This is a genomic window from Allobosea sp. RIT-PG3_2 (genome assembly GCF_057321085.1).
Map to the genome: position 1 here is coordinate 773,411 of NZ_JBXWCA010000002.1, position 24,834 is coordinate 798,244.

Below are 24,834 nucleotides of genomic sequence, written 5' to 3' on the forward strand. Positions count from 1 at the left end.
GGTGCTGGAAAACCGACTTGCCGTTCTTTCGCAACCGGAGACGGACACACCTCACCCAGCGGAGCCGTGCGAGACCCGGCTGTCAGTCCTCGAGGCCGTCGAAGGACGTCGATCGATTCGTCGGTTTCTTCCTGAGCCCGTTTCTCAGGAGACCATCGCCAGGATCTTGGCTGCCGCGGCCAGAGCGCCTTCGGGAACCAATTTCCAACCCTGGCACGTGCATGTCGTCGTTGGCGAGACTCGCGATCGCCTGTCACGCGCGGTGATCGCAGCCGCCGAAGCTGGCGATCGATCCGACGAGTATGCTTACGCACCTGTGCCGCTACCGGAACCCTATCTCTCGCGTCGCCGAGAGGTCGGATACGCCCTGTATCGTCTCTACGGCATCGAGCGCACCGATTACGAGAGCCGGAAGCGGGCGATGCTCCGGAACTTCGAGTTCTTCGGCGCTCCCATGGGCCTGTTCTTCACCATGGAGAAGAGCCTGCTCCACGGCTCGTGGCTCGACTGCGGCATGTTCATGCAGAACGTCATGGTGCTGGCCCGCGCATTCGGCCTGGAGACGTGCCCGCAGCAAGCCTGGTGTGAGTACGGGCGTGTTGTCCACGAGCAGCTCGGCATTCCCGACACCCATGTCGTGCTGTCCGGAATGGCCATCGGCAAGGCCGATCCGAGCGCTCCCGAGAACTCCCTGATCAGCGAGCGCGTCCATCTCGCCCAGTTCACCCGGTTCCACGAGTGACGGCACCAGCTCTCCAGGAGGCTTTATCATGACCATTGATGGTGCCGTTTTTCTCGTAACCGGCGCGAGCTCCGGTCTCGGAGAGACGTTGGCGCGCGCGCTTGTTGCCAGAGGCGCTCAGGTCGTTGCGGTTGATGTAAACGCCGAGCCTGGCGAGGCCGTAGCAAGAGACCTTGGAGCCAACGCGAAGTTCGTCCGCACCGACGTCACGAAAATTGAAGACGCCACCAATGCGGTGAGCGAAACGCTGGCGAGGTTCGGACGGCTGAATGGGCTTGTGAATTGCGCCGGCGTCGCGCCGGGAGAGCGGATCCTCTCGAAGAGTGGTCCTCATCGCCTGGAGAGTTTCGCTCGGGCGGTCGAGATCAACGTCGTCGGCACCTTCAATATGCTGCGCCTCGCCGCAGAGGCGATAGCGAAGAATGAGCCGGCCGGGGCTGACGGAGAGCGCGGAGTCATCATCAACACCGCGTCCATCGCTGCGTTCGATGGGCAGATCGGACAGGCCGCCTATGCCGCCTCGAAGGGAGCGGTGGCAGCGCTTACGCTTCCAGCGGCCCGAGAGCTCGCGCAATTCGGAATCAGGGTGGTGACGATCGCCCCCGGCATCTTCCAGACGCCGATGATGGCCGCGATGCCGGAACCGGTCCAGGCTGCGCTGGGAGCAACCGTACCGTTTCCCAAACGTCTTGGCTGGCCGAGCGAATACGCAGCCCTGGTCGCGCACATCTGTGAAAACCCAATGCTCAACGGCGAGGTCATCCGCCTCGACGGAGCACTGCGCATGGCACCTCGGTAGTCCGTCCCTCCAAGCGAAAGCGGGTTCGATGTCCAAAGATCCGATCGTCATCGTCGGTGCCGCCAGGACGCCGATGGGCGCCTTCCAGGGCTGCCTCAGTAACGTTAGTGCAGCCGAACTCGGCGCGCATGCCATTGCCGCCGCTGTCACCCGATCCGGGCTCGGGCCAGATTGCGTCCAAGAGACGATCTTCGGCTGTGTGCTGACAGCTGGGCAAGGTCAGGCCCCCGCTCGCCAAGCCGCCATAGGGGCAAGCATCCCGGTCGGCGCAGGCGCGACGACGGTGAACAAGATGTGCGGGTCCGGCATGAAGGCAGCCATGCTGGCGACCGACCTGCTGGTGGCGGGAAGCGTAGACGTCGCCGTCGCCGGTGGGATGGAGAGCATGAGCAATGCTCCCTATCTGCTCGATCGCGCGCGCTCCGGCTATCGCATGGGGCACGGACGGGTCGTCGATCACATGTTCATGGATGGCCTCGAAGACGCCTATGAGAAGGGCAGTCTGATGGGCGTCTTCGCCGAGCAGTGCGCCGAAGAGTTTCAGTTCAGCCGCGAGCTTCAGGATGAATATGCGATCCGATCGCTGTCGCGCGCCCAATCGGCGATAAACGAGGGCCGCTTCGCCGCTGAAATCGCCCCGATCACCGTGGCGCAGAAGCAGGCTGGCCCGCAGGTCGTCTCGGTCGACGAACAGCCTGGGAAGGCTCGCATCGAGAAGATTCCCACATTGCGCCCGGCATTTCGACCCGGGGGCACCGTCACTGCTGCCAATTCCTCCTCGATTTCGGACGGCGCGGCAGCATTGGTCCTCATACGTCGGTCCGAGGCGGAAAGGCGCGGACTTACGCCGCTGGCCGCGATCGCAGGACATGCGACCCATGGCGACGCACCCAATCGCTTCCCGACCGCGCCAGTACAGGCCACACGCACTCTCATGGAGAAAGTCGGTTGGCGCATCGACGACGTCGACCTTTTCGAGATCAATGAGGCTTTCGCGGTCGTGCCAATGGCCGCCATGCGCGAGCTCGGATTGCAGGCGGAGCGCGTGAACGTCAACGGCGGCGCCTGTGCTCTTGGACATCCTATCGGCGCTTCCGGCGCACGGATCATAGTCACCCTTCTATCTGCCCTGCAGCAGGCGAAGCTGACCCGCGGCATCGCCTCGGTCTGCATCGGCGGCGGCGAAGCTACGGCGATCGCCATCGAGATTTGCCATTAGGGGCCGCAAGGCCGCGGAAGCGGTAGGCGAAAAGCAAAATCAAAGAGCGTCATACAGGAATTGGCGTCACACACCTTAATTCTGGGAGGAAATCGCGTGACTACACTGGAAGCAGTAGCGGAAAATCAAAACATATCTGCGAGAGATAGGCGAGTTATCGTCGCCGCGTCTCTTGGAACGGTGTTTGAGTTCTATGATTTCTTTCTGATCGGTCTCCTGGCTTCCGAGATCGCGAAAGCGTTCTTCTCTGGCGTCAACCCGACCGCAGGGTTCATTTTCACGCTACTCGGCTTTGCCGCGGGCTTCATGCTGCGCCCGTTCGGAGCTCTTGTTTTCGGCCGCCTTGGCGACATGGTGGGTCGGAAATACACCTTCCTCATCACAATCCTGCTGATGGGTCTTTCGACCTTTGTCATCGGCCTTCTCCCAGCCTATGCCACGATGGGCATGGCAGCGCCCATCCTGTTCATCTCGATGCGCATGTTGCAGGGCCTGGCGCTTGGCGGTGAGTTCGGCGGTGCCATGATCTACGTGGCCGAGCACGCGCCGTCGGGGAGGCGCGCCGCCTGGACGGCTTACGTCATTCTGACGGCTGCGCTGGGCTTCTTGCTCGCCGTCGCCGTTATCATCCCTCTGCGACTGTCGATCGGTGCCGACGCCTTCACCAACTGGGGCTGGCGCGTTCCCTTCTTGGTCTCGATCGCACTCCTCGGCGTTTCCTTGTGGATCCGGCTGAAGCTGGACGAGTCTCCTGAGTTCAAGCGCATGAAGGCCGAAGGCAAGGCATCCAAGGCGCCTCTCGCCGAGGCCTTCGGCAGCTGGAAAAACGCGCGTTACATCATCATCGGCGCGCTGTGCATCCTGCCAGCCCAGGCCGTAATTTGGTATACGGGACAGTTCTATTCCCTGTTCTTCCTGACCAAAGTCCTTCGAATCGAAGCGCTGACCGCCAACACCTTGTTGATCGTCGCGACGGTGATCACAGTCCCGCTATACGTCGTCTTCGGAAGCCTTTCGGATCGTTTTGGCCGAAAGCCCGTCTACCTGGCGGGTTACCTGCTAGCGGCAGCGCTTACGGTCCCGATTTTTCAGGGCCTCACCCACTTCGGGAATCCGGCGCTGGAGCGCGCGCAGCAGAATCACCCGATCTCGATCGTAGCCAATAGCAACGACTGCTCGCTCCAGTTCAATCCGCTGGGAACGTCGAAGTTTACTTCGTCGTGCGACGTGGTGAGCGACTCCCTGGCGAAGCTGGGACTGAACTACTCGACCGTCAAATCGGGCGATGCAGGCGTTGCTCAGGTCCGGGTCGGTGACAAAACCATCATTGGCTATCTGGGCGATGCCTCCGACGCCGCCGCACAGAAGGCGCGTTTCGACAAGGAACTGGCAACGACGCTGACCGAAAAACTATATCCTCTCGGTAATGCCGCTGCCGGAGATATCAACGCACCGGTAATCGTCCTGCTGCTCTCGCTCCTGCTGACATTTGGCGCAATGACGTTTGCGCCGACGACGACCTCGCTGATGGAGATGTTTCCCTCGCGGATCCGCTACACTGCGATGTCGTTTCCGTATCATATGAGTGCGGCTTGGTTCGGCGGGTTCTTGCCGGCGACCGCCTTCACAATTGTGGCGGCCACGGGCAACATTTACTCCGGTCTGTATTATCCGGCCGGTATTGCGGCAGCATGCTTTGTGCTTAGCCTGATTTTCGCACGCGAGACCTATAAGGTCGATCTGTCCCGCGCGTAGCGAAGTCATTGTCTTCGAGCGCGCGCGTTAGCCAGAGCGAACGCGCGCGCCCCCACTCGGATCGGCGATGTCACCGAACAGGTCGATGGGGAACACCCGGTACGGCTTAGGCCGACTCTTCCGCGCAATCGGCGTCCGTTCGGTCACCAGGCTCCTCGCTCCGCATCGAGATACGAACGGACTCGGGCCAGGGAAAAGATGCTTCCTTCAGCCATAATCTCAACAGGCGCGCGTCCGCCGAAGGCGTCGTTCGGCCGCCTGACCCAAGCGTAGCCGCGTTCGGCTTTGGTGAAGAGGGTCCGTAGCGCCTTATGGATGCCCATTAGCAACGAGAGCCGCGTTGCCAGGTCCCTGTTGATGCGACCGTGATCTCCGGCCTTCCAGCGAGCATATCTTCGAGGTGATAAGCCCCCCAGGATCTCGCGCGCATCCGTATCCGGAAGCTCCCACTTCTCAAACAACGTGACGACGGCGCGCGCCGCAGCAGATGCCTCCTCCGCAGTTATGTGCGGAATTTCCGGGTGAGCGGCAGTGCGCGGTATCTCAGTGAGCATATTTTCAGCTCTGGTTTGGCATAAAGTTGCATGCGAGCCGACAAGCGACAAGATGTCGATCGCAACCGGTCCGGCGTATTCGATCAAGGCCCGCGCCGAATGAATGGTCGAGGCGACCCGCGCCGGCGCGTCTTCGCATTCTTCGTCGGTGATTGCCTGCGCCTGTGCGGTTAAAGCCTGCCTTCCGTGCGCCCCGGCGTCGGCGACAAGATCCGCCGCGAGCCGGTGGCATCGTCGACATAATAACACCCTGGAAGTTGCCGATCCGTGCCTCAGAATCCCTTTCGGAACCCGATCTCAAGGGCCTTCCGGCCGACAAGGCGTTCCAGCACGGCGATGCGCGCCTCGTGGGCTTCTTAGCGCAGGCTTCGATGTCGATCAGGCACGCCGGCAGGTTGGCGAATAACGGCAAGACCTTCGCCCTCCTGAGCTGGCGAGGGATCGCACTCCCCGACTACATCCACACCGTGAAACTAAAACGTGCTTGGCGATAGCTAAACCGACCATCACAACCCCGACCATGACGCTCTGCCATGCAGGAGCTAGGCTCTCGCAGAGGGGAGAACGGTCCACCGCGTCACATTCGGACGCCATCGCGGGCCCTGGATGCCTGACCGTAACGCTTGGCTGCCCTAGTCCATCTGATTGCCCCATGTCCCGAGCCGCGACGACCTAAGCATGGGCGATGCATGGGTCGCTTGCGCGAGTTCGGCCGCGGCTGCGCGTAGCGGCTCGGCGAACTGCAGCATCCGCTCCTGAGTTAGGCGCATCGACGGGCCTGCGATGATGATGACGCCACGGGTAGGCTCGCCCGCTTCCTGAACCGGCGCAGCGATCGAGCTCATGCCGGGCGCATAGACGTCCCGCAGCATGCTGTAGCCGCGCTCGCGGCTGGCACGCAACATATCCAGGAGAGCGCCAATGGTGGTCGGAGCGTTCGGACCGAATTGGGCCGGCTGGCCAAAGCCCTGCCGCGTGACTGCCTCCAGCGCCTCCTCTTCGGATAGCGTCATCAGCCAGGCATGACCAGCCGCGCTGCAGGACAGACGCAATTCAATGCCCATGTCGGGGTCATAGAGCAGGCCGGATTTCGCGCCCTGCGCCTTAGCGACAAGCGTCAGTCGCTCTCCATCCACGATCGCCAGCCGAACCAGCTCTTCGGTCGCCCGCGCCAGCCGATCGATGACCGGCTGAGCTATGTCGACCACACCCGATTTACTCAGGAAGCTCAGCCCGAGCGATGCGAGCTTCGTGGTCAGCGCGTAGTCGCCCCGGATCGGCAAGGCCCGCACATATCCGTAGCGGACGAGTTCCTGGATCGTGCGGTGACATCCGCTTCGAGGCTGCTGGAGATCGTCGGCGACCGCCGCCAGCGAAGCGCCGGCCGGCCGGGCCGACAGGTACTCCAGTATCGCCAAAGACTTCTCCAGTGAACCGCTCATCGCCCGCCCCAGTGCTCGGCCGCACCCTATCGACGGAATGCGTGACCGTCAAAAAAATCTTGAACGTCGTTAAAAAATAGAATGGTATTCAAAAAATGTGGACTGCGGGTTGGCCGCCTGATATTGGCCGTTCATCAAGAGGCGGAACCAGCGCCCGAATTCCATGAGGAGGAACGATGAAGACGATCCCGCTTAGCCGGCGTGCGCTCGGCTGCCTTGCCGCCTTGGCCGTACTGGCCTCGTCCACGAGCGTGTTGGCGCAGGAGAAGACGCTGAAATTCGCCTTCAGCCTGGCCAAGGAGCATCCGATCGGCATCGGAGCGCAGAAATTCGCAGATCTCGTCGCTGCCAAGAGCGGCGGCAAGCTCAAGGTCAATCTGTTCCCGAACGCGGTGCTCGGCAGCGATCCGCAGAATCTCTCGGCCGTCCGCGGCGGCACGCTTGATTTCACCACCATGGCCACCGGCCTGCTTGCCGGGCTGAACAAGGAGTTCATGGTCTTCGACTTCCCGTTCCTCTTCCGGGACTTCAAGGAGGCCTATGCGCTGAGCGACGGGCCGATCGCGAAGAACCTGCTCGGCAAGCTCGGCGAGCAGGGTGTCGTCGGGCTCGGCATCTGGGACCTTGGATTCCGCAATATCACCAACAGCCGCCGGCCGATCACGAAGCCGGAGGATCTCGAAGGGCTGAAGCTGCGTGTCATCGCCTCGCCAATCTATATCGAGACCTTCAAGGCGCTCGGCGCCAACCCGGTGCCGATGACCTTCGGCGAGGTCTACGGCGCGCTTGAATCGCGGGCGATCGACGGCCAGGACAATCCCGTCGCAGTCATCGAGTCGGCCAAGTTCGCGGAGGTCCAGAAATTCCTCTCGCTGACGCGCCATCTCTACACCGGCATGCCGCTGCTGATGAGCAAGAAGACCTGGGATGCACTCTCGCCGGAGGAGCGCAGCGTGATCCAGACTGCAGCCGACGAGGCCAAGGTCGAAGAGCGTAAGGCGATCCAGGTTCAGGAGACTCAGGCGATAGACCGGCTGCGCAAGGCGATGCAGGTCAACGAGGTCTCGGCTGTCGAGCTTGAGCGGATGCGCCAGAAGGTGCAGCCAGTCGTGCAGAAGTTCGCGACGGAGGTCGGCGAAGGTCTTTCGAAGCAGGTGGCCGACGAGTTGGCCCGGCTGCGTGGCAACTGAGGCCGGCATGGCTCTGCTGGGTACGGCCGCGGTGGCGATGTGGTGGGACATCGCCGCGCCGATGCGGCATGAGTTCGAGGACTGGCACTCACACGAGCATTTTCCCGAGCGGATGAGGATTCCCGGCTTCCGCCGGGGATCGCGTTGGGCCGATGCCGATGGAGGTGAAGGCTTCTTCATCCTCTACGAGCTCGATCGCTACGAGACGCTCAGCTCTCCCGGCTATCTGGGGCATCTCAACACGCCGACGCCGTGGTCGGCGAAGATGATGCCGCATCATCGCAATATGGTGCGCAGCCAGTGCCGCATCCTCGCGAGCTTCGGAGGCGGTGTCGGCCAGTATATGCTGACGCTGCGCCTATCCCCCGCGGCGGGCAAGGAAGAGGCGCTGCAGCAGCAGTTGCACGACAAGCTTGCGAGCTTGCCGCAGCAGCCGGGCCTGACCGGGTGTCATCTGCTCAGGACCGACACGCCTGCGATCGCGGCGACAACGGAGCAGCGGATCCGCGGCGGCGATGCCGTCGCCGACTGGATCCTGCTCGTGGCCGGTTATGAGCGGGCGTCCTTGGAGCGGGTCGGGCAGCAAGAACTCGACCGCGCTCGCCTAGTCGAGGCGGGTGCGCATGAGACGATCGCGAGCAAGGTCTTCCGACTCTCCTACAGCCTGGCGGCGACGGATCTCGCCGCAGCGCAAACGACCGATCCGAAGGCGGCCTGAAGGCATGGTCGACAGGCTCATTGACCGCTGCTGCAAGCTGATCGAGATGATCACCGTCGCCTGCCTGGCGGCAATGGTCGTGCTCGTCCTCGCCAATGTGATCCTGCGCTACGCCTTCAACTCCGGCATCACGGTCGCCGAGGAGTTGTCGCGCTGGATATTCGTCTGGACGACCTTCCTCGGCAGCGTCGTCGCATTGCGTGCGCATGGCCATCTCGGAACCGAGTTCCTGGTGGGGCGGCTCGGGCCTATGGGGAAGCGGTTTTGCCTGGCGCTCGGCTATGTGCTGATGCTGTTCATCTGCTGGCTGATCTTCGAGGGCGCCCTGGCGCAGACGCGGCTCAACTGGAACGTTAGCGCGCCGTCCAGCGGGGCATCTCTGGCGTGGTTCTATTCGGCCGGCGTGGTCTTCTCCGTCGTGGCCGCGGTCATCCTGCTGCATGAGCTCTTCCGCCTGCTCAGCGGGCGCTTGCGCGACGAGGATCTCGTCATCGTCAAGGAAAACGAGGACCAGGCATGACGATCGCCGTCTTTGTGGTCTCGCTCATCGGCGCCATGGCGCTCGGGATCCCGATTGCATTCGCGCTGCTGGTCTGCGGCGCTACGTTGATGTGGCACCTCGACATGTTCGATGCGCAGATCCTCGCCGAGAACGTGATCCATGGCGCCGACAGCTATCCGCTGCTCGCCATTCCGTTCTTCCTCCTCGCCGGCGAGGTGATGAACGCGGGTGGACTGTCGCGCCGGATCATCGCGCTAGCCCTCGCGATGTTCGGCCATATCCGCGGCGGGCTAGGCTTCGTCACTATCTTCGCCGGCCTGCTGCTCGCGGCGCTCTCGGGCTCGGCCGTGGCGGATGCAGCTGCTCTGTCGGCCCTGCTGCTGCCGATGATGGTCGCTGCCGGCTACGACAAGCCCCGCTCCGCCGGCCTCATTGCCTCGACCAGCATCATCGCGCCCGTCCTGCCGCCGAGCATTGGCTATGTCGTCTTCGGCGTGGCTGCGAATGTCTCGATCTCGCGCCTGTTCATGGCCGGCATCTTCCCCGGCATCATGCTCGGTGCGACGCTCTGCCTGACTTGGTGGTGGGTGTCCCGGCGCGAGTCCTTTTCGCCACCATCGCGAAAGTCCCTGGCGGAGCTGTTGCAAGCTTTTCGCGAAGCCGCCTGGGCGCTCGTCCTGCCGGTGATCATCATCGCTGGCCTGAAGATGGGCGTGTTCACGCCGACTGAGGCCGGCGTGGTCGCGGCGGCCTATGCCCTGCTGATCTCCAGCCTCGTCTATCGCGAACTCAGCTGGACCGAGCTATACCACGTCTTCGCCAGGGCGGTGCGGACCAGCGCCGTGGTGATGTTCCTGGTAGCGGCGGCCGCGGTCAGCGCCTGGTTGATCACGGTCGCTAACATCCCGGAGCAGGTGGTGTCGCTGCTGGAGCCGCTCATCGCGACGCCGACCCTGCTAATGATGGCGATTATGGTGCTCGTCATGTTCGTCGGCACGGCCATGGACCTGACGCCGACGATCTTGATTCTGACGCCCGTGCTGATGCCACTGGTCAAGGCGGCAGGCATCGACCCGGTTTATTTCGGCGTGCTGTTCATGATCAACAACGCCATCGGGCTGATTACCCCGCCAGTCGGCGTCGTGCTGAACACCGTCGCGGGCGTGGGGAGGGTCAGCATGGATGCAGTGACCCGAGGCGTGCTGCCATTCATGATCGCTGAGTTCGCGGTCATGTTCCTGATGGTCCTGTTCCCGAAGCTCGTTACGGTTCCCGCACTCTGGTTCTACTGAGCGCCATGTGTGGACGGCTCTCCGCTAGCAAGGGTTTTTGAGCGTTCGCAGAGCTGGTCGGTGGGGCCATGTGTTTCACCCGTTGGTGCGGTGCGAAGGGCGCCTGGCCGGGTCCCGCCAAAAGCACGCGCTTGAAGCAATGTCGCGCAAATGGTTTCCCGTTCTTCGTTCGGCCGCCTGGCTGCGTTACGTTCGTGGTGCCCTTCCCAAACTCTTCAGCGCGGTTCGCCTAATTTCTATGAGACCTGCCTGACTGGCTCGTTATCGGGCTTGCCGGCCGCCATGATCGCCCCGACCATCTGGGCTATTTTGATAGCCAAGGCGACGGTCGCGATCTTCTTTGTCGTTCGCCTTGCCGCACTGCATCAGACATGTCCGGCGCGTGCCGTTCCGCGTCGTTGCGCTCGTTTACCTGCCGCCGGATTACAATCATGCCCTCAGGTCGACACCGTGCACCTGAAAGACCGATTTTGCGATATCCAATTCGATCGCAACCGGACGCCCGCCCAAATACCCAACATTGGTAGCAGCTATCGCCCTATTCCCCAGTGAAGTAAGCCTGCAGCCAACCCCTCGCATGTGCAACGCCGCCCGTCGTCAATCCTCCGTCGGCTGTGACTTCACTGCCAGTCATGAAAGAGGCTTCGTTCGACGCCAAGAAGAGCACGATGTTTGCGATCTCGTCTGGGCTGGACTCACGCCCCATCGGTATCACAGCGCGGTTGGCCTCCATGTGCCCTTTCGGCGCAGCAAAAGTCAGTGGGGTTGCGATCATCGCCGGATGAACAGAGTTCACGCGAATACCGTCTGCGCTTAGTTCCAACGCTGCGGATTTGGTTAGCCCGCGGACAGCCCATTTGCTTGCCGTATAGGACGGGTCGCCATGCGCAATGATGCCGGCGGTCGACGAAATGTTAACGATCGCCGACGGCGCCTTAGCGGCAAGAAGTGGCCGGCAATGCTGCATGCCGAGAAACACGCCCGCGACGTTGATGCTCATGGCCCGGTCCCACTCGGCCTTCGAGGTCTGTGCAAGTGATTTCCTGATGATGATGCCGGCGTTGTTCACTAGAACATCGAGACCGCCGTCCACTGCGTGGAGTGTGGCAACGAGCTGACGCCAGTCGTTTTCATCCGTGACGTCAAGATGATGTGCCGTTGCCGCCAGGCCTCTGGAGCGAAATTCCGTCGCAAGTTGTGCAGCCTCTTCGTCGAGAACGTCTGCGATGTGGACCTGGGCTCCGGCCTCGGCGAAGGACCGCGCAATTGCGGAGCCAAGGCCTCGGGCCGCGCCGGTGACGCAGACCGAGCGGTCCTGAAATTTTTTGCTAGTCATTGCTGGATTCCGAGTCGTGGTGCCGGCTCTGGCCGGTGCTGTTCAAAGCGACGCGCCGCCGCAGACGATGATCTGCTGGCCGGTGATGCTGGCGGCGCCTTCCGACAGCAGGAACGCCGTCGTCGCTGCAATCTCCTCGGGTTTCACCAACCGCCCGATGGGCGGCATCTTCGGCGCTACCGAGGCTCGCCTGGGATCACGCAGCATCGGTGTGTCGGTCGCGCCAGGCGCGACGACATTCACGGTGATCTGTCGCGGCGCGAGCTCGATGGCGAATGAGCGCGCCATGCCGACGACGGCGGCCTTGGTCGCAGCATATTGCGCACGCCCGGGCGAACCCGCAGCTGTGCGGCTGCCGAGCAGCACGATGCGCGCCCCGTCGGGAAGCGATGGCACCAGCGCTTCGACGATCTGCTCGGCGGCGTCTACATGCAGCCGCCACATCTCGCGACCGTTCTCAGGTGCGAGTTCCCCCAGCCGGCCGACGCGGAGAATGCCGGCGGCGTGAACGATGGCGTCTAGCGGATCCACCTCGCTCAGGACGATGGCAAGCGACGCCCTGTCTGAGAGGTCGACCGCCTTATGGGTCATCCGGTCCGCCTCGAAAGTCGGCTTGCTTCGGCTGAGCGCTACGACCTCCCAGCCGTCGGCAATCAGACGCTGCGCGATTGCCTCGCCTATACCGGAACTAGCGCCGGTGACGAGCGCGCGTTTGGCGCGCCCGTCTTCTCGATTGTTGGTCATCCTAACCCACATAAGCCCGCGCTTGCGCGCGGATCTGCTCGGCGTCGAACTTATTGATCTCCTCGATAAGGTCGTTCGTGTAGATTTTCGAGAAATCCTTGATGTCCCAGCCGTTCATCTGCGCTTCGGTGGCGAACTCCTCCTCGCGGATAGCGCCCATTTTGGCGCCCTGATAGGGAGGCTCGTAGAGCTTGATGCGGCGGCTGATCGCCTCGAGCACCGATTTGACCGCCTGCTCGGCGGTGGAGCCGCGCGGCGCCGTCTCCGGATACATCTTGAGGAAGGCCTGCGCGCCCGCCGTCGGATTGGCGAGCAGGAAGACCGAGGCCTTCGCCACCGAGCGGCCATAGCCGACAAAGAGGGCGCGATCGGCCTCGATGCGCGCGCGCTGCGCCATCAGGAATTGGCCGCCGATCATCGGAAGCTTGTCGGGGCGTGGTAGCATGTCGATCGCCATGCCCGCCGCCTCGATCTGGCCGAAGCCGGTGTCGTAATAGGCGAGCGCGTCTATCGCACCGCGGTCGAGTGCGACGCCAGCGGGAATGCCGTTGCCGACGGCGGTCCACTTAACGTCCTTTTCGGGATCGAGCCCCAGGCTGCGCAGTACATTCTTCGTGACTGGGAACTCAGTGCCTGCGAAATCTGAGACGCCAATATTCTTGCCCTTAAGCTCGGTATAACTCTTGATCGCGGCGCCCTTCTTAACCGCGATATCCCACTTATAGGGATAGGTATACTCGTAAAAGTTGATAGCGGTGCCCCACTCACCTTTCGACAGTATCGGCAGTGCGGTCGACGGCACGCCGATGCCGACATCGACATCGCCGCGGTCTGTGGCGACCTGGACGTTGTTGTTTCCGCCCAGCGCCATGCCCTGAACCTTGAAGCCCTCGGCCGCATTGTAGCCGAGGGTCTCGCCGATCAGGAGATTGATAAGGTTCGGGCTGATCGCCTTCTGCCCAAAACCGACCTTGAGGGTCTTGGCACCCTGGGCAAAACCAGCGCGGGACCCCATGGTCAGCGCCGCGGTGAAGGCGCTGCTTGCCAGAAGCCATTCTCTGCGTGTGATCATCGTTTTCTCTCCCTCTGCTGAAGAAAGCCCTGTTGTCCGGGCCGTTACTTGAAATCGTAGAGTTCGTCGGCATTGCCGCGCAGGATTTGCCCACGCAGCGTTTCGTCATCGAACGTGCGGCAGAACTCCGTTAGGAGGTTAGCCGTCTCCGGAACCGCGTCCATCAGCGGATGCGGCCAGTCCGTGCCCCACAGGCAACGCTCCGGCGCAGCGGCGGCGAAACGTTGGAGATAGGGCCGCATCTGATCGCCTTTGCTGCCAGGCGGCGAGCATCGGTAGTCGATCAGCTTGATCCAGCCGCGCCCGCTGGCGAGAAGGTCCAGCATCGCTCGCATCGCTGGCTGGTCCTGCCCTTCGCGAGGATCGATCCGGCCGCAATGATCGATCACGATATTGACCGGCAATTCGCGCAGCAGGACCGCGTGTGTGACGATCTGGTCCGGCCGAGCGTGGAACTGGAGATGCCATCCTAGGTCAGCGATCGCCGAGGCACGCGCTATGATGGTCGCCGCATCGATGCCGGCGTCCGAGATCGCGTTAACCCGGACGCCGCGCACGCCGCCCGCATGGAGGCGCTGCAGATCAGCCGCCGTCTCGGAGCCGTCCAGCACCGCTATGCCGCGTACCCGCTCCGCTCCAAGGGCTTGGATGGCGGCGAGCATGGCGCTGTTATCAGCGCCGTAGCAGCCGCCCTGCACGACGACCATGCGCTCGATCCCGAGCCCGTCGGCCATTTGACGGTAGGCCGCCGGCGTCGCCTCCCGCGGCGCATAGGAGGGCGAAGCCGGCAACGGAAAGCGATCATAGGGTCCGAAGACATGGAAATGCGTGTCGCAGATGCCGACATCCACCGGCCCTGCGCTGAGTGGCGTGCTCCGTGTTTCCATATCGGCGGCCCCGATGCTCATGCGTAGGCCAAGGCCTGCCGCTTGATCTCCTCTCGATCGAAATTGTTGATCTCGTCGATCAATTCATTCGTCAGAAAGTCATCCAGCGAGCCGATCTGCATGCCGTTCATCTGCGCCTCGATCCTGAACTCTTCCGGATTGATGCTGCCGATCTTGGCGCCTGCATAAGGCGGGTCGTAGAGTTTGATGCGCCGGGCCGTTGCTACCAGTACCGATTTGATCGCATCCTCCTCGCTCGAACCGCGGGGCGCCGCTTCCGGATACATCTTCAGGAAGGCGCGGGCGCCCGCGCGCGGGCTGGCGGCGAGGAACACAGAGGCTTTCGCAACCGACCGACCATAGCCGACGATGAGGTCGCGATCCTTCGCGATGCGCTCGCGCAGAGTCATCAGGAACTGCCCGCCGACCATGGGGACGTTCTTCGGCAGCGGCAGCGTCTTGAAGGCAATACCGGCGCCTTCGATCTGGCCGAAGCCGGTATCGTAATAGGCAAGCGCGTCGACGGCGCCGCGGTCCAGGGCGACACCCGCGGCCACGCCGGTGCCGACCGCCGTCCATTTGACGTCCCTATCGGGGTCGAGTCCGAGGCTGCGCAGGACGTTCTTGGTTACGGGGAACGGCGTCTCCGCGAAATCGGGCACGCCGATATTCTTTCCCTTGAGCTCCTCATAGCTAGTCAAAGTCGAACCCGGTTTCACCGCCACGTCCCATTTGTAAGGGTAGGTGTACTGGTAGAAATGGATCGCTTTGCCCCATTCGCCCTTGGCCAGGATCGGCAGAGCGAAGGACGGAACACCCGTCGAGATATCGGCATCGCCACGGTCGAGCGCGATCTGGGCGTTCGAGACGCCACCCACCGGCATGAACTGCACCTTGAAGCCCTCGGCCGCGTTGTAGCCAAGTCCTTCGCCGATCAGCAGGTTGACCAGGTTGGGGGCGATCGTCTTCTGGCCGATCGCAACCTTCACAGTGCGGGCCGGCTGGGCGAAGGCCGAGCGGGACGGCAGTGCCAGCGCCGCGGCGACGGCGCCGCTGGCCTGAAGCCATTCTCTGCGTGTAACCATGATTTTCCTCCCGCTTTTGTCGTTTGATCAAGGCCGCCGCATTACTTGCGGCCGCGCTCGCCCCAGTGGACGATCTTCCTTTCCAGCCCGCGGACGATGCTGTGCAGCAGGATGCCCATCCCACCCAGGATAACGAGCGCCGCGAAGACACCCGCAACGTCGGTCACTGCCTGAGCCTGCGTGATGACGACGCCCATGCCCTGCTGCGCCCCGAGGAACTCGGCGACGATCGTGCCGAGCAGCGCGTAGACCACGGCCATGTCGAGCCCGGCGAAAATGAAGGGCGCGGCATTAGGCAACTTGACGATGCGATAGGTCTCGAAGCGCGAGGCGGAGAGCGAGCGCATCAGGTCGATGCGCTCGGGCTCGACGGCGCGCAGGCCCGTGAAGCTGTTGATCAGCATCGGGAAGAAGGCCAGCAGTGCCGAGATCGCAATCTTCGAGCCGTCGCCGAAACCGAACCAGATCACCACCAGCGGCGCGATCGCCACCTTCGGCAGTGATTGCAGCGCGAAGGCATAGGGCATCAGCAGCTTCTCGATTAGCCGGCTCTCGGCCATCAGTGAGCCGAGGACAAGGCCCAGGCCCGATCCGATTGCGAGCCCGATCGCAGCGTTCTTCAGCGTGCCCCAAAGCGGCAGATAATAGCCGAGGGGGCTCGTCGGGTTGACCGCGAGACCGGACCAGAGCGCGTTCCATACCGCCGTCGGGGCGGGCAGGATGTAGGAGGGCACATTGAGATACTTGACCGCCAGCGACCAGCCACTGAACAGGATAACGAGACCGATAAGCGTTACGACGGTGCCGTTGACGCCGTTATTCTCCTTTTGCTTGCCCGCGGCGGTCTTGGGCTTGGGCGCGGCTTTTTCGATCGAAACCGAATCCGCGACGATGGTGGTCTGAGCCTGGCTCATCACTCGTCTCCCTGGGCGTTCAACAGCCCGCGAATTTCCTTGGCGAGCTCGGGATAGGCAGGGTGGCTGATGATAGTGTCGTTGGAGCGCGGGCGTGGGATCGGCACCTCCAGTTCGCGGATGACGCGGCCCGGGCGGGCCGACATCACCACGACGCGATCGGCGAGGAAGATCGCCTCCGATATCGAGTGCGTGATCAGCATCACCGTCTTGCGGCTGGCCTGCCAGATGCGCTGCAATTCGAGGTTCATGCGCTCGCGGGTCAGCGCATCGAGCGCGCCAAAGGGTTCGTCCATAAGCAGGACGCGGGGGCTGCGCACCAGCGCGCGGCAGATTCCGGCTCGCTGCTGCATGCCGCCCGAGAGTTCATACGGAAAGCGCTCGCCGAAATCCCTCAGGCCCGCGACATCGAGCAGCCGGTCGATGTCCTCGGCCTGCCCGGTCTGCTTGCCGCCAACCCGCAACGGCAGCGCGACATTCTGCCGGACGGTGAGCCAGGGCAGCAAGTTCGCCGCCTGGAAGACCACGCCGACATCGCGTGAAGGGCCGGTGATGGCCTTGCCGTCAAGCGCCGCTTCGCCGGTGTCGTAATCATCGAGGCCGGCGAGGATGCGCAGAAGGGTCGACTTGCCACAGCCCGATGGGCCGACGACGCAGACGAACTCGCCGTCCTTGATGTCGAGATCGATGTTCGACAGCGCATGTACGCTGCCGCCGGCATAAGTCTTGTCGAGCCCGCGGATGCTGATCAGATCGCGCGGTGTCTGTGTCTTGGCATCCGCTATCGGATGGACCTGAGCGAGGGCAGCCATGGGGGTCTCCCTGTTCACATTTCTTTTGGTTCAGCCGCGCTGCGCCCAGTCGGGCGAGACACGGACGTGCTTGATGGCGCGACGCCAATAGGTGAAGGCGATCTGGAGCTCGCTGTCGGGCGTCTGGATAATCGAGGGATAGGAGAACTCGCGGTTCAGCCCGTCCTTCGAGTTGTTGGTCATGCAGTAACCGTCGCCGGTCTCTAGATTGCGCCGGACCGGCCAGCTTCGGCCGCCATCGGCGGAGATGGCGAGCGTCATCGGCGCGCGCGGCGCCCCCCAGAAAGCGGTCTTCTCAAACGCGGGGGCCGCAACCGCGGGGGCCGCGACCGGCTCGTCATTCTCGATGTCGTCATAGAGGCCGGTGCGGCGGTCGGTAGCGTCCGCCTTGCTCGACGCGTTGAACACGAGCGCGATGCAGCCGTCCGCCAGCATGGTCGCCTGCACGGAGGAGTTGTTGTTTGGCAGTTCGGTCGGCTCGGGTGCAGACCAGTTCCGACCGTCTGTCGAGCGGCTGAGGTAGATCGAGTCGGCCCAGCGGCTGCGATAGAACGCCAGCAGACCGTCCCGCGTCTTCAGCACATTCATATGCACGCAGCCGAGCGAGTCCGGGACCAGATGCTCCTCCCATGTCCGCCCCTCGTCGGTCGAGACCCGAATGGCACTGACATCGCGGTCGCCGACCCATTTCTGGCCGGGCACGCTGACGCAATGGAAGACCGGGATGACCCAGGCGCCATCGTCGAGGAAGAGCGGCGGCTGGCGCACGAAAAGGCCATGGCCCTGTGGCGCGTCGAACAGCGTCTCGATCGGCCCCCAGCTCGCGCCATGGTCGCGCGAGACGCGCTTACGCACCATCGCGGTGTCCTGGTTGCCCGAGATCTGCGCCGTCCAAATCAGCCAGAGTTGGCCACCGGGCGTGGTGAAAAGGATCGGGTTCTGCTCGGAGCGCGCCGGATCGTCGGAGAGCTTCTCCGGCACCGTCCAGTGATCGCCGCCCTTCGGCAGCCGCGAGAAATAGACCGAGATGTCCGGGATGCCCTCCTGCGTGCCGCCAAACCAGACGCAGGCGAGATCGCCATTGCCGAGCACGGCGAGATTGGCGGCGTGGTTCTGCACGCAAGGCGAAGGCAGATAGGCCTCGACCCGGCCCGGATCGCTCTCATGCGGATGCAGGATGCCGGTTCGCTCCGCCAGGCCGGCAGGCTCGATGGTGGATGAATGAGCGCCCATCAGTAGGCCTCCTCGTAGATGGCGAGGATCTGCTCGCGGCTGATATCACGGGGGTTGTTGTCGAGCAGGCGACGGATGGCATGTGCCTCCATGGCCATGGTCGGCAGGTCGTCGCGCGGGACGTGCAGGGCGGAAAGCTTCATCTCGCAGCCGAGATCTGCGCAGTAGCGATGAGCCGCCGCGCGGATCTCCTCCTCGCGGGGGGAAGCGGGAAGCCCGAGCGCAGCCAAAATCGTGGCCGTCTTTTCCGACGCCACCGGCGCATTGAAGGCGAGCGTGTGCGGGAAGATCAGAGCATTTGCCGCACCATGGGCAATGTGGTGGCGCGTACCGAGCGGATAGGCGACAGCGTGACCTGATGTCGTGTTGACTGGTCCCAGGCAGTAGCCGCCATAGAGCGACGCGAGCGACAGTCCGGCGCGGGCCTCGATGTCGGAACCGTCTGCGATGGCGCGGCCGAGGAAGCGGCCGACCAGCCTGACGCCCTCAAGCGCATACATGTCGATCAGCGGGTGAGCCTTCTTGCTGGTGAAGGCCTCGACGCAATGCGCCATCGCATCGACGCCGGTCGCCGCGGTCACGGCCGGAGGGACGGTCAGAGTCAGCGCCGGGTCGATGATCGCGATGTCGGCCAGCATGTGCAGGCTCTGGACCGCGAGTTTGTTCTGCGTGGCGGGATCAGTAACGAGCGCGCGAGTGCCGGCCTCGCTGCCGGTGCCGGAGGTGGTCGGCACCTGCATCAGCGCCGCGCCCTTCCGCGCCACCTTTTCGGGGCCGACCACCTCAGCCAGGCTTTGCCCGCTGCCGGGGAGGACGGCGACGAGCTTCGCGAGATCCATGGCGCTGCCGCCGCCGAAGCCGATTACGAGATCGGGCTTCACTCGGCCGGCGAGTTTGAGCGCCGCTTCGAGGTTGGGCACGTCCGGCTCGGGGCGGACATCGCCGAAGACGGCTACCTCGCCTTCGAGCTCTAGCACCTCGACGCGCTTTGCGTTGAAGGCGTCGGCGATGACGAGAATGCGCGAAAGCTTCCGCGCGGCGGCCCAGCCACCCGCGAGGCGGGCGGTGCCGGCGCCGAATTCAATGACGCGCGGACGCTGAAGTGTGATCGGTGTCGCGAGGCTCGCTGCCGCGTGGGGGTGAGGTGCGTGGACGTTCATGGGGCGGCCTCCCTTACGCTGCGGATTTGGCGGTGATGCCGCGTGCGGCGGACAGTTTTTCGGCATATTCGATGGCCTCGATCAGGCTGAGCTCGTTGGCGATGCCCTTGCCCGCGATGTCGAAGGCGGTGCCGTGATCGACCGAGACGCGTACGATCGGCAGGCCGAGCGTGATGTTGACGCCCGAAAGCGCGTCCCACTTGCCCGTCTCCGGGTTCACGTTGAAACCGAGCAGCTTCACAGGGATATGCCCTTGGTCGTGGTACATCGCGACGACCGCGTCATACTGGCCGGCCCGCAGCTTCACGAAGACTGTGTCGCCCGGCACCGGTCCGACCACGTCGAACCCGTCCGCCACGGCCTTTGCGATGGTCGGTGCGGAGACTTCGTCGTCCTCCCGACCGAAGAGGCCGCCTTCGCCAGCATGGGGGTTGAGCGCGGCGATCGCGATCTTGCGCCGGCCGAGATCGAGCGCCTGGAGCGCCTCGTCGGTCCGCTCGATCACGTAGCGCAGGCGTTCCGGCGTGAGCTTGCCCGGCACGTCCTTGAGCGCGACATGGGTGGTGACGTGGCTGACACGCATATTACCGTGGGCCAGCATCATCACCGAGCCCTTGGACTCCGTCAGCGTCGCAAGCATGTCAGTATGGCCGGCGAACTTGTAGCCGGCCTTGTTCAGCGCTTCCTTGTTCAGCGGCGCCGTGACAATGCCCTGGATGCGGCCGGCCTGCGCGAGTCGCACGCCCTTCTCGACGGCGAGATAGGCGAAGCGTCCGCCGTCAGATGACAGCACGCCTGGGCGGATCGGCTCGCCTTCGGGGCCGGCCTGCAGGCACGCGAGATTAGGCCAGACGTCCTTCTCCGAAACCTCGGGAATCGCAATCGCGGCGCCGAGCAGGCGCTGCGCTTCGAACAACGCGTAATTGCTGCCGATGACTAGCAGGCGCAGCTCGCCGCTCGCCAGCCTGTCCTTGAGCGCTAGGCAAGCCTTGACGATGATCTCGGGGCCAACGCCGGCAGGATCGCCCATGGTAATGGCCAGATGGGGTTTCATGCTGCTGCTCCGGCAAGGGCCGCGGACGTGTCCGCGACGAGCTGTTTCAGGAGGTCGGGACCGCCGAAGGCCCCGGACTTGGAGACGATCGTGACACCGTCCCAGCGCCCGCCGCGCAGGATCGAGCGGGGCACGCCGGGCATGATGTCGCCGACGACGTCGAGGCGATCGGCACCGAGCGCCTCGCAGAGACCACGAAGCGTCTCGCCGCCGGCCGCGACGAGCGTGCCTGGCCGGCCGAGCGTGGCGAGGAGATCGGCGAAACGGCTTTCGATCATGGCCGCTGCCGCGCGACGCGACGTGCCGGCGGGCAGATCGACGCTGACGAAGACGGCGCCGTCCGCGGCAAGACGTCGGCCGAGCTCAGCGCCGAAGCCCGACCCATCGAGCAGGAGATGGAGTGGGCCGAGGCGAGTGAGCTGCGTCCGGATGACGTCATGCTCCGAGCCGATCAGCCCGAGGATCGGCCGGGGCAAGGCTTCGGCATCTGCCGCGCCTTCAACCTCGGCCGCACGCGCCAGGGCGGCGGCGAGCCCGGCGCTGCCGACCCATAGAACATCCCCGAGAGGCGCCGCCGCAGCGACGATTGCATCGAGCTCCGCATCGCTTTCCGCGTCCCAGAGGCTGACGCCGTCCGGCACCTGCTCTCCCAAGCGGCATTTCGCGATCCGAAGGCCGGCACGCTCCAGATCGGCAGCGAGATCCACAGGCACCGGCCGATCGCCACCGGCTTCTCGGACGTGCTGCCGGCCGTCGCGGGTGATCCGCCGCTGCGCCGGAAAGGCCGGGGCGATGATGCAGTGCCGGGCAGGCACGAACGCAAGGATTGCCGCGATCTCTGCCGCCTCCTGGCCGCGCAGCAGGCTGTCGACCTTCTTGAAGGCGAGGCCTGAGCCTGGCGCCCAGAGCTGACTGGCCACGGCTGCGACGGCCGCCTTCGCCTCTTCGGCCGAAGCCTCGCGCGTGCGACTGTCGAGCGCGACCGCGCCCGCTTCCGGGACCTGGCCGCGCCAGCCCACCGCTACCGGCTCGGCCGAAGAGGCGAAGGCGGCCGCACTGTCGAGTGCGCCCGTCAGGTCGTCGGCGAGCAGACGCAGGGGCTGCCGGCGCATCGCCATCTCAGCCGCCCTTGACCATTGCGAGGAGGGAGCGGGCGCCGCGCGCGACGATCGTCGTGTCATTGGCGACGCCGACGAAATCGATGCCTTGAGCGACGCGACGAATGGCCTCGCACTCATTGTTGGTGAGATAGCCCGCCGGCTTGCCGATCGCCCTCAGGCGCTTGAAGCCGTCGTCGATCGCAGCCTGGACTTCCGGGGCCTGCGTATTGCCGAGATGCCCCATCGAAGCGGCGAGATCTGCCGGGCCGATGAAGACCGCGTCGACGCCCTCGACACTGGCGATCTCCTCAATCTGCGCCAGTGCCTCGGCCGTCTCGATCTGCACGATGACGCAGATCTCCTTCTGGACCTTGGCGAAGTAATCGGGGATCAGCCCATAGGCCGCCGCCCGCGACGAGCCGGAGACGCCACGCACGCCGTGAGGCGGATAGCGGGTATAGCTGACGGCGCGAGCCGCCTCCTCGGCGTTCTGCACGTAGGGGAACAGCAGCGTCTGCGCCCCGAAATCCAGCCAGCGCTTGACAATGACCATATCGTTCCAGGCAGGCCGCACGATCGGCTCGGCCGGCAGCGCGGCCATGACCTGCAGCTGCGCGACGATTTCGGATGGCTCGTTGGGGCTGTGCTCGGTGTCCAGTAGAAGCCAGTCGAAGCCGAGCTGGGCGAACATCTCGGTCAACGCGGGGCTTGCGAAGGTCGAGAAGATGCCAAGCTGCTGTCTGCCTCCGAGATCGCGCTTGAAACGGTTCGTCCTGACGTCTGCCATCATCCACCTGCTCGTTTCGACCGAAAGCAGCGATGATTGACGACCGACATCCGAATGTCGGCCAGTCCAACGTGGGACGCTCCCTCATCGCTAGCCTCTGCGGGCCTTGACGCTATCGAACTCCAGCTGAAGCAAGATGTCAATATGTTGTAATTTTAACTGCCTGATCCGCCGATGGCGGCTATTTCATGAGTTCTCAAGCGCCACGTTGACTGAGTTGTAAAATGTTGTAATCTCGCCGTATGGATGATCGTATCAACAGCCCGCTGCACCCACCGTCGCCACTTGTACAGCGCGTGCACCATCAGTTGCGGGCCCGCATCGCATCAGGGGAATATGCGGCGAATTCCCGTTTACCAGGCGAACACGATCTCGCAGCGCTCTATGGTGTGTCGCGCCCCATTGTCAGGGACGCTTTGCGGCGGCTGCGCGATGACGGGCTGATTTTCTCACGCCAGGGCGCAGGTACCTACGTTCGCGGCGCCGAGCCTGAACAGGGTAACGCGCTGGCATTCGCACCGGTCGGCACCATCGCCGATGTGCAGCGATGCTACGAGTTTCGCCTCGAAGTTGAGCCTGCAAACGCGTTCTACGCTGCCAAGCGGCGGAATGACGCCGCACTTACCGCCATAGAGAGCGCGCTGGAACTTATGCGTGACACGACGCGTGCTCACGGTCACCGCGAGGATGCCGACTATGCTTTCCACATGGCCATCGCCGAGGCGGCGAACAATTATTTCTTTCTGTCGTCCATGCAGGCGCTAAAAGACCACATCAATGTTGGGATGAAGCTTCATGGTCTATCGCTGCTAGGTCCCGCCGGCGGCCTGGTTGGGGTCCTTGAAGAACACGACGCAATTTTTGCCGCGATACGCGATCGGAATTGCGAATTGGCTCGCGACGCCATGCGGCGTCACATTCAAGGCTCTTGCGACCGCCTGTTCGAAGGCAGGATGCTCGACCTCTCACTTTAGCCAATGGCCTAAAGCCCACTAACGCTTTCGTCGCTAATCCGCGACAACGAGCCGCGCGCCATCTCTCTCGGCTCCCGGGCCAGCCGGCATAAGCTCGCCGTCTTCGTGCTCTCGGCCGGGCTTGCCGGGCTCGCCTAGCATGTTGGCGGCCTAGTTTCGAGGAGTCTCGGCGAGGTCTAGCGATAGATGGATTGCGCTACGCGGAGGGCCCTGTTGTGATCGTCGTGGAACGCTCGCCGCGTTAGAGCATCCACCCGATGTATCCGATGACGACCGCGATGATGCTGGTCAGGAGCGGTCTGGAGAAAAGGGCGGTAATCTCGGTCACGGCCTCAAAGTAGCGAAGCTTGGGTCGGCCGCTCGTCGTCACCGCTATCGCCATCCTTCTTCACGCCACGCGCGACGACGTCGAGAGAGCCGTCAGGAAGAGGGCGTTGCAGCGCCATCGCCTCCTGCCATGGCGCCGTCATCCAGAGCTCGCATTCCTCAGGAGTGGTCAGGATCACCGGCATGGCCTTGGGGTGGATCGCCTCGACCTCGGCATTCGGCTTGGTTGTGAGGAAGCCGAAGACGTCGATCGTCTCCATCCCGTTCTTGATCTTGCGGACGCTGGTCCACTGCGGGCACCAGATCCCCGCGAACATGGCGGTCGGCCGCTCCTCTCCAAAGGCGAACCAGATATCGCCGCCCGCGTCCTTGTTGAACTCGCTGAAGCTGTTGAACGGCACCAGGCAGCGGTTCGCCACCCCGAGCCAGGGCTTCCAGTGCTTGCTTTCGGTCCGGCGGACGTTGGCAGTCCCGCTATCGGGCTCCATCCTCAGGAGCTCCTGAAAGTCGAACTCCTTGTTCTTCGCCCGCAGTTTGTCGGCTCGTTTCGTGGCGTCTTTGAAGATCACCTCGCGCGAGGTCGGCATTCCCCAGCGCGTCATCGCCAAGCGCGGCCCGCATTCCTCATTACGGATGATGGGGGCGGCATAGTCCGGGAAGATCCCCGGAAGTGGGGGCACGTTAACGCCGGCATCGTTGAACTTCGCGAACAGGTTCCTGATCGCGTCGACGTTCCGGGTGTGACTGTAAAGATTGCACATGCTTTGCTCCCTGGGACACGCGCGTTCTGAAGGTCGTCGATCCTCCGTATGGGATCAATGAGCTCCCGACTTCAGCCACTCCTCTCGAATTTTCTGTCGGTCGCGCTGCGCCTCTACGAGCTCCTCCCGGAGGCGCTCGTTCACGCCTTCCAATTCCGTACGCAAGGCACCTAGATCGAGTTCTGCAGGCATTGCCTCGCTCTTAACCGTCTGATCGAGAACATCCGCCAGCACAGTGTGAAGGAATTGCGAGCACTCATCCTCATTCTCCGGTGCTGGAACCAGGATCTGCGCCAGAAGAGCTAGCGCCAGCCCTCGCCAAGCGACCACCTCGTATGACTGCTGAACGATTTCGGTTGGATCATCGGACATCGT

General features: G+C 63.6%; 26 protein-coding genes and 1 pseudogene. 11 read left to right on the forward strand and 16 right to left on the reverse strand.

The features are described 5' to 3' along the window. Position 1: 1 nt before the first annotated feature. The 4 genes from AC2FAN_RS09205 (at position 2) to AC2FAN_RS09220 (ending at position 4,515) form a co-directional block, all read left to right on the forward strand. Complete coding sequence (locus AC2FAN_RS09205) at positions 2-742, forward strand: nitroreductase (RefSeq protein WP_485173479.1); 741 nt, start codon at positions 2-4, stop codon at positions 740-742. 28 nt (positions 743-770) lie between these two features. After that, positions 771-1,541 (forward strand): 3-hydroxyacyl-CoA dehydrogenase, encoded by a 771-nt coding sequence (locus AC2FAN_RS09210; protein WP_485173480.1) that lies wholly within the window; start codon positions 771-773, stop codon positions 1,539-1,541. Positions 1,542-1,569: 28 nt separating this feature from the next. Next, positions 1,570-2,760 (forward strand): acetyl-CoA C-acyltransferase, encoded by a 1,191-nt coding sequence (locus AC2FAN_RS09215; RefSeq protein ID WP_485173748.1) that lies wholly within the window; start codon positions 1,570-1,572, stop codon positions 2,758-2,760. Between the two features lie 96 nt (positions 2,761-2,856). Then, complete coding sequence (locus AC2FAN_RS09220) at positions 2,857-4,515, forward strand: MFS transporter (RefSeq protein WP_485173481.1); 1,659 nt, start codon at positions 2,857-2,859, stop codon at positions 4,513-4,515. A gap of 143 nt (positions 4,516-4,658) precedes the next feature. Here the strand turns inward: AC2FAN_RS09220 and AC2FAN_RS09225 are convergent, their stop codons facing one another. Both AC2FAN_RS09225 and AC2FAN_RS09230 read right to left on the reverse strand, forming a co-directional pair. Continuing rightward, positions 4,659-5,156 (reverse strand): MbcA/ParS/Xre antitoxin family protein, encoded by a 498-nt coding sequence (locus AC2FAN_RS09225; RefSeq protein WP_485173482.1) that lies wholly within the window; start codon positions 5,154-5,156, stop codon positions 4,659-4,661. A 545-nt stretch (positions 5,157-5,701) separates the two neighbouring features. Next, the gene (locus AC2FAN_RS09230; protein ID WP_485173483.1) at positions 5,702-6,511 is read right to left on the reverse strand and encodes an IclR family transcriptional regulator; all 810 of its coding nucleotides are present in this window, start codon (positions 6,509-6,511) and stop codon (positions 5,702-5,704) included. Positions 6,512-6,687: 176 nt separating this feature from the next. Here AC2FAN_RS09230 and AC2FAN_RS09235 point away from each other — a divergent pair, with 176 nt between their 5' ends. From AC2FAN_RS09235 to AC2FAN_RS09255, 5 genes are all read left to right on the forward strand, one after another. Continuing rightward, on the forward strand, positions 6,688-7,701 hold the full coding sequence (locus tag AC2FAN_RS09235; protein ID WP_485173484.1) for a TRAP transporter substrate-binding protein: 1,014 nt from the start codon (positions 6,688-6,690) through the stop codon (positions 7,699-7,701). Between the two features lie 7 nt (positions 7,702-7,708). After that, the gene (locus tag AC2FAN_RS09240) at positions 7,709-8,419 is read left to right on the forward strand and encodes a hypothetical protein (protein WP_485173485.1); all 711 of its coding nucleotides are present in this window, start codon (positions 7,709-7,711) and stop codon (positions 8,417-8,419) included. A 4-nt stretch (positions 8,420-8,423) separates the two neighbouring features. Further along, positions 8,424-8,939 carry a TRAP transporter small permease gene (locus tag AC2FAN_RS09245; RefSeq protein ID WP_485173486.1) on the forward strand — a complete coding sequence of 172 codons (516 nt, stop codon included), beginning with the start codon at positions 8,424-8,426 and terminating at the stop codon, positions 8,937-8,939. Next, positions 8,936-10,213 (forward strand): TRAP transporter large permease subunit, encoded by a 1,278-nt coding sequence (locus AC2FAN_RS09250; RefSeq protein WP_485173487.1) that lies wholly within the window; start codon positions 8,936-8,938, stop codon positions 10,211-10,213. Before AC2FAN_RS09245 ends, AC2FAN_RS09250 begins: the two co-directional genes overlap by 4 nt. Before the next feature lie 282 nt (positions 10,214-10,495). Continuing rightward, entirely contained in the window at positions 10,496-10,765 is a 270-nt protein-coding gene (locus AC2FAN_RS09255; RefSeq protein ID WP_485173488.1) for a hypothetical protein, read from the forward strand. On the opposite strand, the gene AC2FAN_RS09260 is transcribed toward AC2FAN_RS09255, so the two are convergent. The 12 genes from AC2FAN_RS09260 to AC2FAN_RS09315 are packed head-to-tail and all read right to left on the reverse strand — an operon-like array spanning position 10,752 to position 22,397. Beyond that, positions 10,752-11,549, reverse strand: a complete 798-nt coding sequence (locus AC2FAN_RS09260; protein ID WP_485173489.1) for an SDR family NAD(P)-dependent oxidoreductase — start codon at positions 11,547-11,549, stop codon at positions 10,752-10,754. The two genes, AC2FAN_RS09255 and AC2FAN_RS09260, sit on opposite strands and share 14 nt — an antisense overlap. 42 nt (positions 11,550-11,591) lie before the next feature. Beyond that, the gene (locus AC2FAN_RS09265; protein WP_485173490.1) at positions 11,592-12,293 is read right to left on the reverse strand and encodes an SDR family NAD(P)-dependent oxidoreductase; all 702 of its coding nucleotides are present in this window, start codon (positions 12,291-12,293) and stop codon (positions 11,592-11,594) included. Between the two features lies 1 nt (position 12,294). Beyond that, complete coding sequence (locus AC2FAN_RS09270) at positions 12,295-13,365, reverse strand: ABC transporter substrate-binding protein (protein WP_485173491.1); 1,071 nt, start codon at positions 13,363-13,365, stop codon at positions 12,295-12,297. 44 nt (positions 13,366-13,409) lie between these two features. Beyond that, positions 13,410-14,273 (reverse strand): amidohydrolase family protein, encoded by an 864-nt coding sequence (locus tag AC2FAN_RS09275; RefSeq protein WP_485173492.1) that lies wholly within the window; start codon positions 14,271-14,273, stop codon positions 13,410-13,412. Next, on the reverse strand, positions 14,270-15,337 hold the full coding sequence (locus AC2FAN_RS09280; RefSeq protein WP_485173493.1) for an ABC transporter substrate-binding protein: 1,068 nt from the start codon (positions 15,335-15,337) through the stop codon (positions 14,270-14,272). The genes AC2FAN_RS09275 and AC2FAN_RS09280 overlap by 4 nt, the downstream gene beginning before the upstream one ends. A 41-nt stretch (positions 15,338-15,378) precedes the next feature. Beyond that, a complete protein-coding gene (locus AC2FAN_RS09285) occupies positions 15,379-16,251 on the reverse strand; it encodes an ABC transporter permease (RefSeq protein ID WP_485173494.1) in 873 nt (290 codons plus the stop codon). Further along, complete coding sequence (locus tag AC2FAN_RS09290; RefSeq protein WP_485173495.1) at positions 16,251-17,063, reverse strand: ABC transporter ATP-binding protein; 813 nt, start codon at positions 17,061-17,063, stop codon at positions 16,251-16,253. The genes AC2FAN_RS09285 and AC2FAN_RS09290 overlap by 1 nt, the downstream gene beginning before the upstream one ends. Before the next feature lie 30 nt (positions 17,064-17,093). Continuing rightward, positions 17,094-18,296: a sialidase family protein gene (locus AC2FAN_RS09295; RefSeq protein WP_485173496.1), complete on the reverse strand. Its 1,203-nt coding sequence runs from the start codon at positions 18,294-18,296 to the stop codon at positions 17,094-17,096. Beyond that, positions 18,296-19,456: an iron-containing alcohol dehydrogenase gene (locus AC2FAN_RS09300; protein WP_485173497.1), complete on the reverse strand. Its 1,161-nt coding sequence runs from the start codon at positions 19,454-19,456 to the stop codon at positions 18,296-18,298. Before AC2FAN_RS09300 ends, AC2FAN_RS09295 begins: the two co-directional genes overlap by 1 nt. Positions 19,457-19,469: 13 nt before the next feature. Further along, positions 19,470-20,510, reverse strand: a complete 1,041-nt coding sequence (gene pdxA / locus AC2FAN_RS09305) for a 4-hydroxythreonine-4-phosphate dehydrogenase PdxA (protein WP_485173498.1) — start codon at positions 20,508-20,510, stop codon at positions 19,470-19,472. Next, positions 20,507-21,622, reverse strand: a complete 1,116-nt coding sequence (locus AC2FAN_RS09310) for a four-carbon acid sugar kinase family protein (protein WP_485173499.1) — start codon at positions 21,620-21,622, stop codon at positions 20,507-20,509. The genes pdxA and AC2FAN_RS09310 overlap by 4 nt, the downstream gene beginning before the upstream one ends. A gap of 7 nt (positions 21,623-21,629) precedes the next feature. Then, positions 21,630-22,397, reverse strand: coding sequence for an HpcH/HpaI aldolase family protein (locus AC2FAN_RS09315; RefSeq protein WP_485173500.1), 768 nt, complete (start codon positions 22,395-22,397; stop codon positions 21,630-21,632). A 242-nt stretch (positions 22,398-22,639) separates the two neighbouring features. Here AC2FAN_RS09315 and AC2FAN_RS09320 point away from each other — a divergent pair, with 242 nt between their 5' ends. After that, on the forward strand, positions 22,640-23,371 hold the full coding sequence (locus AC2FAN_RS09320) for a FadR/GntR family transcriptional regulator (protein ID WP_485173501.1): 732 nt from the start codon (positions 22,640-22,642) through the stop codon (positions 23,369-23,371). 36 nt (positions 23,372-23,407) lie between these two features. Continuing rightward, positions 23,408-23,506: pseudogene (locus AC2FAN_RS09325) on the forward strand (branched-chain amino acid ABC transporter permease); the annotation flags it as partial. A gap of 197 nt (positions 23,507-23,703) precedes the next feature. Here the strand turns inward: AC2FAN_RS09325 and AC2FAN_RS09330 are convergent. Next, positions 23,704-24,459 (reverse strand): SOS response-associated peptidase, encoded by a 756-nt coding sequence (locus AC2FAN_RS09330; RefSeq protein WP_485173502.1) that lies wholly within the window; start codon positions 24,457-24,459, stop codon positions 23,704-23,706. Positions 24,460-24,513: 54 nt separating this feature from the next. Continuing rightward, a complete protein-coding gene (locus tag AC2FAN_RS09335; protein ID WP_485173503.1) occupies positions 24,514-24,831 on the reverse strand; it encodes a hypothetical protein in 318 nt (105 codons plus the stop codon). Positions 24,832-24,834 lie beyond the last annotated feature (3 nt).

Excerpts from the sequence above, each read along its gene's own strand:
- AC2FAN_RS09210 (WP_485173480.1), top strand. The coding sequence starts at position 771 with ATGACCATTGATGGTGCCGTTTTTCTCGTAACCGGCGCGAGCTCCGGT.
- AC2FAN_RS09215 (WP_485173748.1), top strand. The coding sequence starts at position 1,570 with ATGTCCAAAGATCCGATCGTCATCGTCGGTGCCGCCAGGACGCCGATG.
- AC2FAN_RS09230 (WP_485173483.1), bottom strand. The coding sequence starts at position 6,511 with ATGAGCGGTTCACTGGAGAAGTCTTTGGCGATACTGGAGTACCTGTCG.
- AC2FAN_RS09235 (WP_485173484.1), top strand. The coding sequence starts at position 6,688 with ATGAAGACGATCCCGCTTAGCCGGCGTGCGCTCGGCTGCCTTGCCGCC.
- AC2FAN_RS09240 (WP_485173485.1), top strand. The coding sequence starts at position 7,709 with ATGGCTCTGCTGGGTACGGCCGCGGTGGCGATGTGGTGGGACATCGCC.
- AC2FAN_RS09245 (WP_485173486.1), top strand. The coding sequence starts at position 8,424 with ATGGTCGACAGGCTCATTGACCGCTGCTGCAAGCTGATCGAGATGATC.
- AC2FAN_RS09250 (WP_485173487.1), top strand. The coding sequence starts at position 8,936 with ATGACGATCGCCGTCTTTGTGGTCTCGCTCATCGGCGCCATGGCGCTC.
- AC2FAN_RS09255 (WP_485173488.1), top strand. The coding sequence starts at position 10,496 with ATGATCGCCCCGACCATCTGGGCTATTTTGATAGCCAAGGCGACGGTC.
- AC2FAN_RS09260 (WP_485173489.1), bottom strand. The coding sequence starts at position 11,549 with ATGACTAGCAAAAAATTTCAGGACCGCTCGGTCTGCGTCACCGGCGCG.
- AC2FAN_RS09265 (WP_485173490.1), bottom strand. The coding sequence starts at position 12,293 with ATGACCAACAATCGAGAAGACGGGCGCGCCAAACGCGCGCTCGTCACC.
- AC2FAN_RS09270 (WP_485173491.1), bottom strand. The coding sequence starts at position 13,365 with ATGATCACACGCAGAGAATGGCTTCTGGCAAGCAGCGCCTTCACCGCG.
- AC2FAN_RS09275 (WP_485173492.1), bottom strand. The coding sequence starts at position 14,273 with ATGAGCATCGGGGCCGCCGATATGGAAACACGGAGCACGCCACTCAGC.
- AC2FAN_RS09280 (WP_485173493.1), bottom strand. The coding sequence starts at position 15,337 with ATGGTTACACGCAGAGAATGGCTTCAGGCCAGCGGCGCCGTCGCCGCG.
- AC2FAN_RS09285 (WP_485173494.1), bottom strand. The coding sequence starts at position 16,251 with ATGAGCCAGGCTCAGACCACCATCGTCGCGGATTCGGTTTCGATCGAA.
- AC2FAN_RS09290 (WP_485173495.1), bottom strand. The coding sequence starts at position 17,063 with ATGGCTGCCCTCGCTCAGGTCCATCCGATAGCGGATGCCAAGACACAG.
- AC2FAN_RS09295 (WP_485173496.1), bottom strand. The coding sequence starts at position 18,296 with ATGGGCGCTCATTCATCCACCATCGAGCCTGCCGGCCTGGCGGAGCGA.
- AC2FAN_RS09300 (WP_485173497.1), bottom strand. The coding sequence starts at position 19,456 with ATGAACGTCCACGCACCTCACCCCCACGCGGCAGCGAGCCTCGCGACA.
- pdxA (WP_485173498.1), bottom strand. The coding sequence starts at position 20,510 with ATGAAACCCCATCTGGCCATTACCATGGGCGATCCTGCCGGCGTTGGC.
- AC2FAN_RS09310 (WP_485173499.1), bottom strand. The coding sequence starts at position 21,622 with ATGCGCCGGCAGCCCCTGCGTCTGCTCGCCGACGACCTGACGGGCGCA.
- AC2FAN_RS09315 (WP_485173500.1), bottom strand. The coding sequence starts at position 22,397 with ATGGCAGACGTCAGGACGAACCGTTTCAAGCGCGATCTCGGAGGCAGA.
- AC2FAN_RS09320 (WP_485173501.1), top strand. The coding sequence starts at position 22,640 with ATGGATGATCGTATCAACAGCCCGCTGCACCCACCGTCGCCACTTGTA.
- AC2FAN_RS09330 (WP_485173502.1), bottom strand. The coding sequence starts at position 24,459 with ATGTGCAATCTTTACAGTCACACCCGGAACGTCGACGCGATCAGGAAC.
- AC2FAN_RS09335 (WP_485173503.1), bottom strand. The coding sequence starts at position 24,831 with ATGTCCGATGATCCAACCGAAATCGTTCAGCAGTCATACGAGGTGGTC.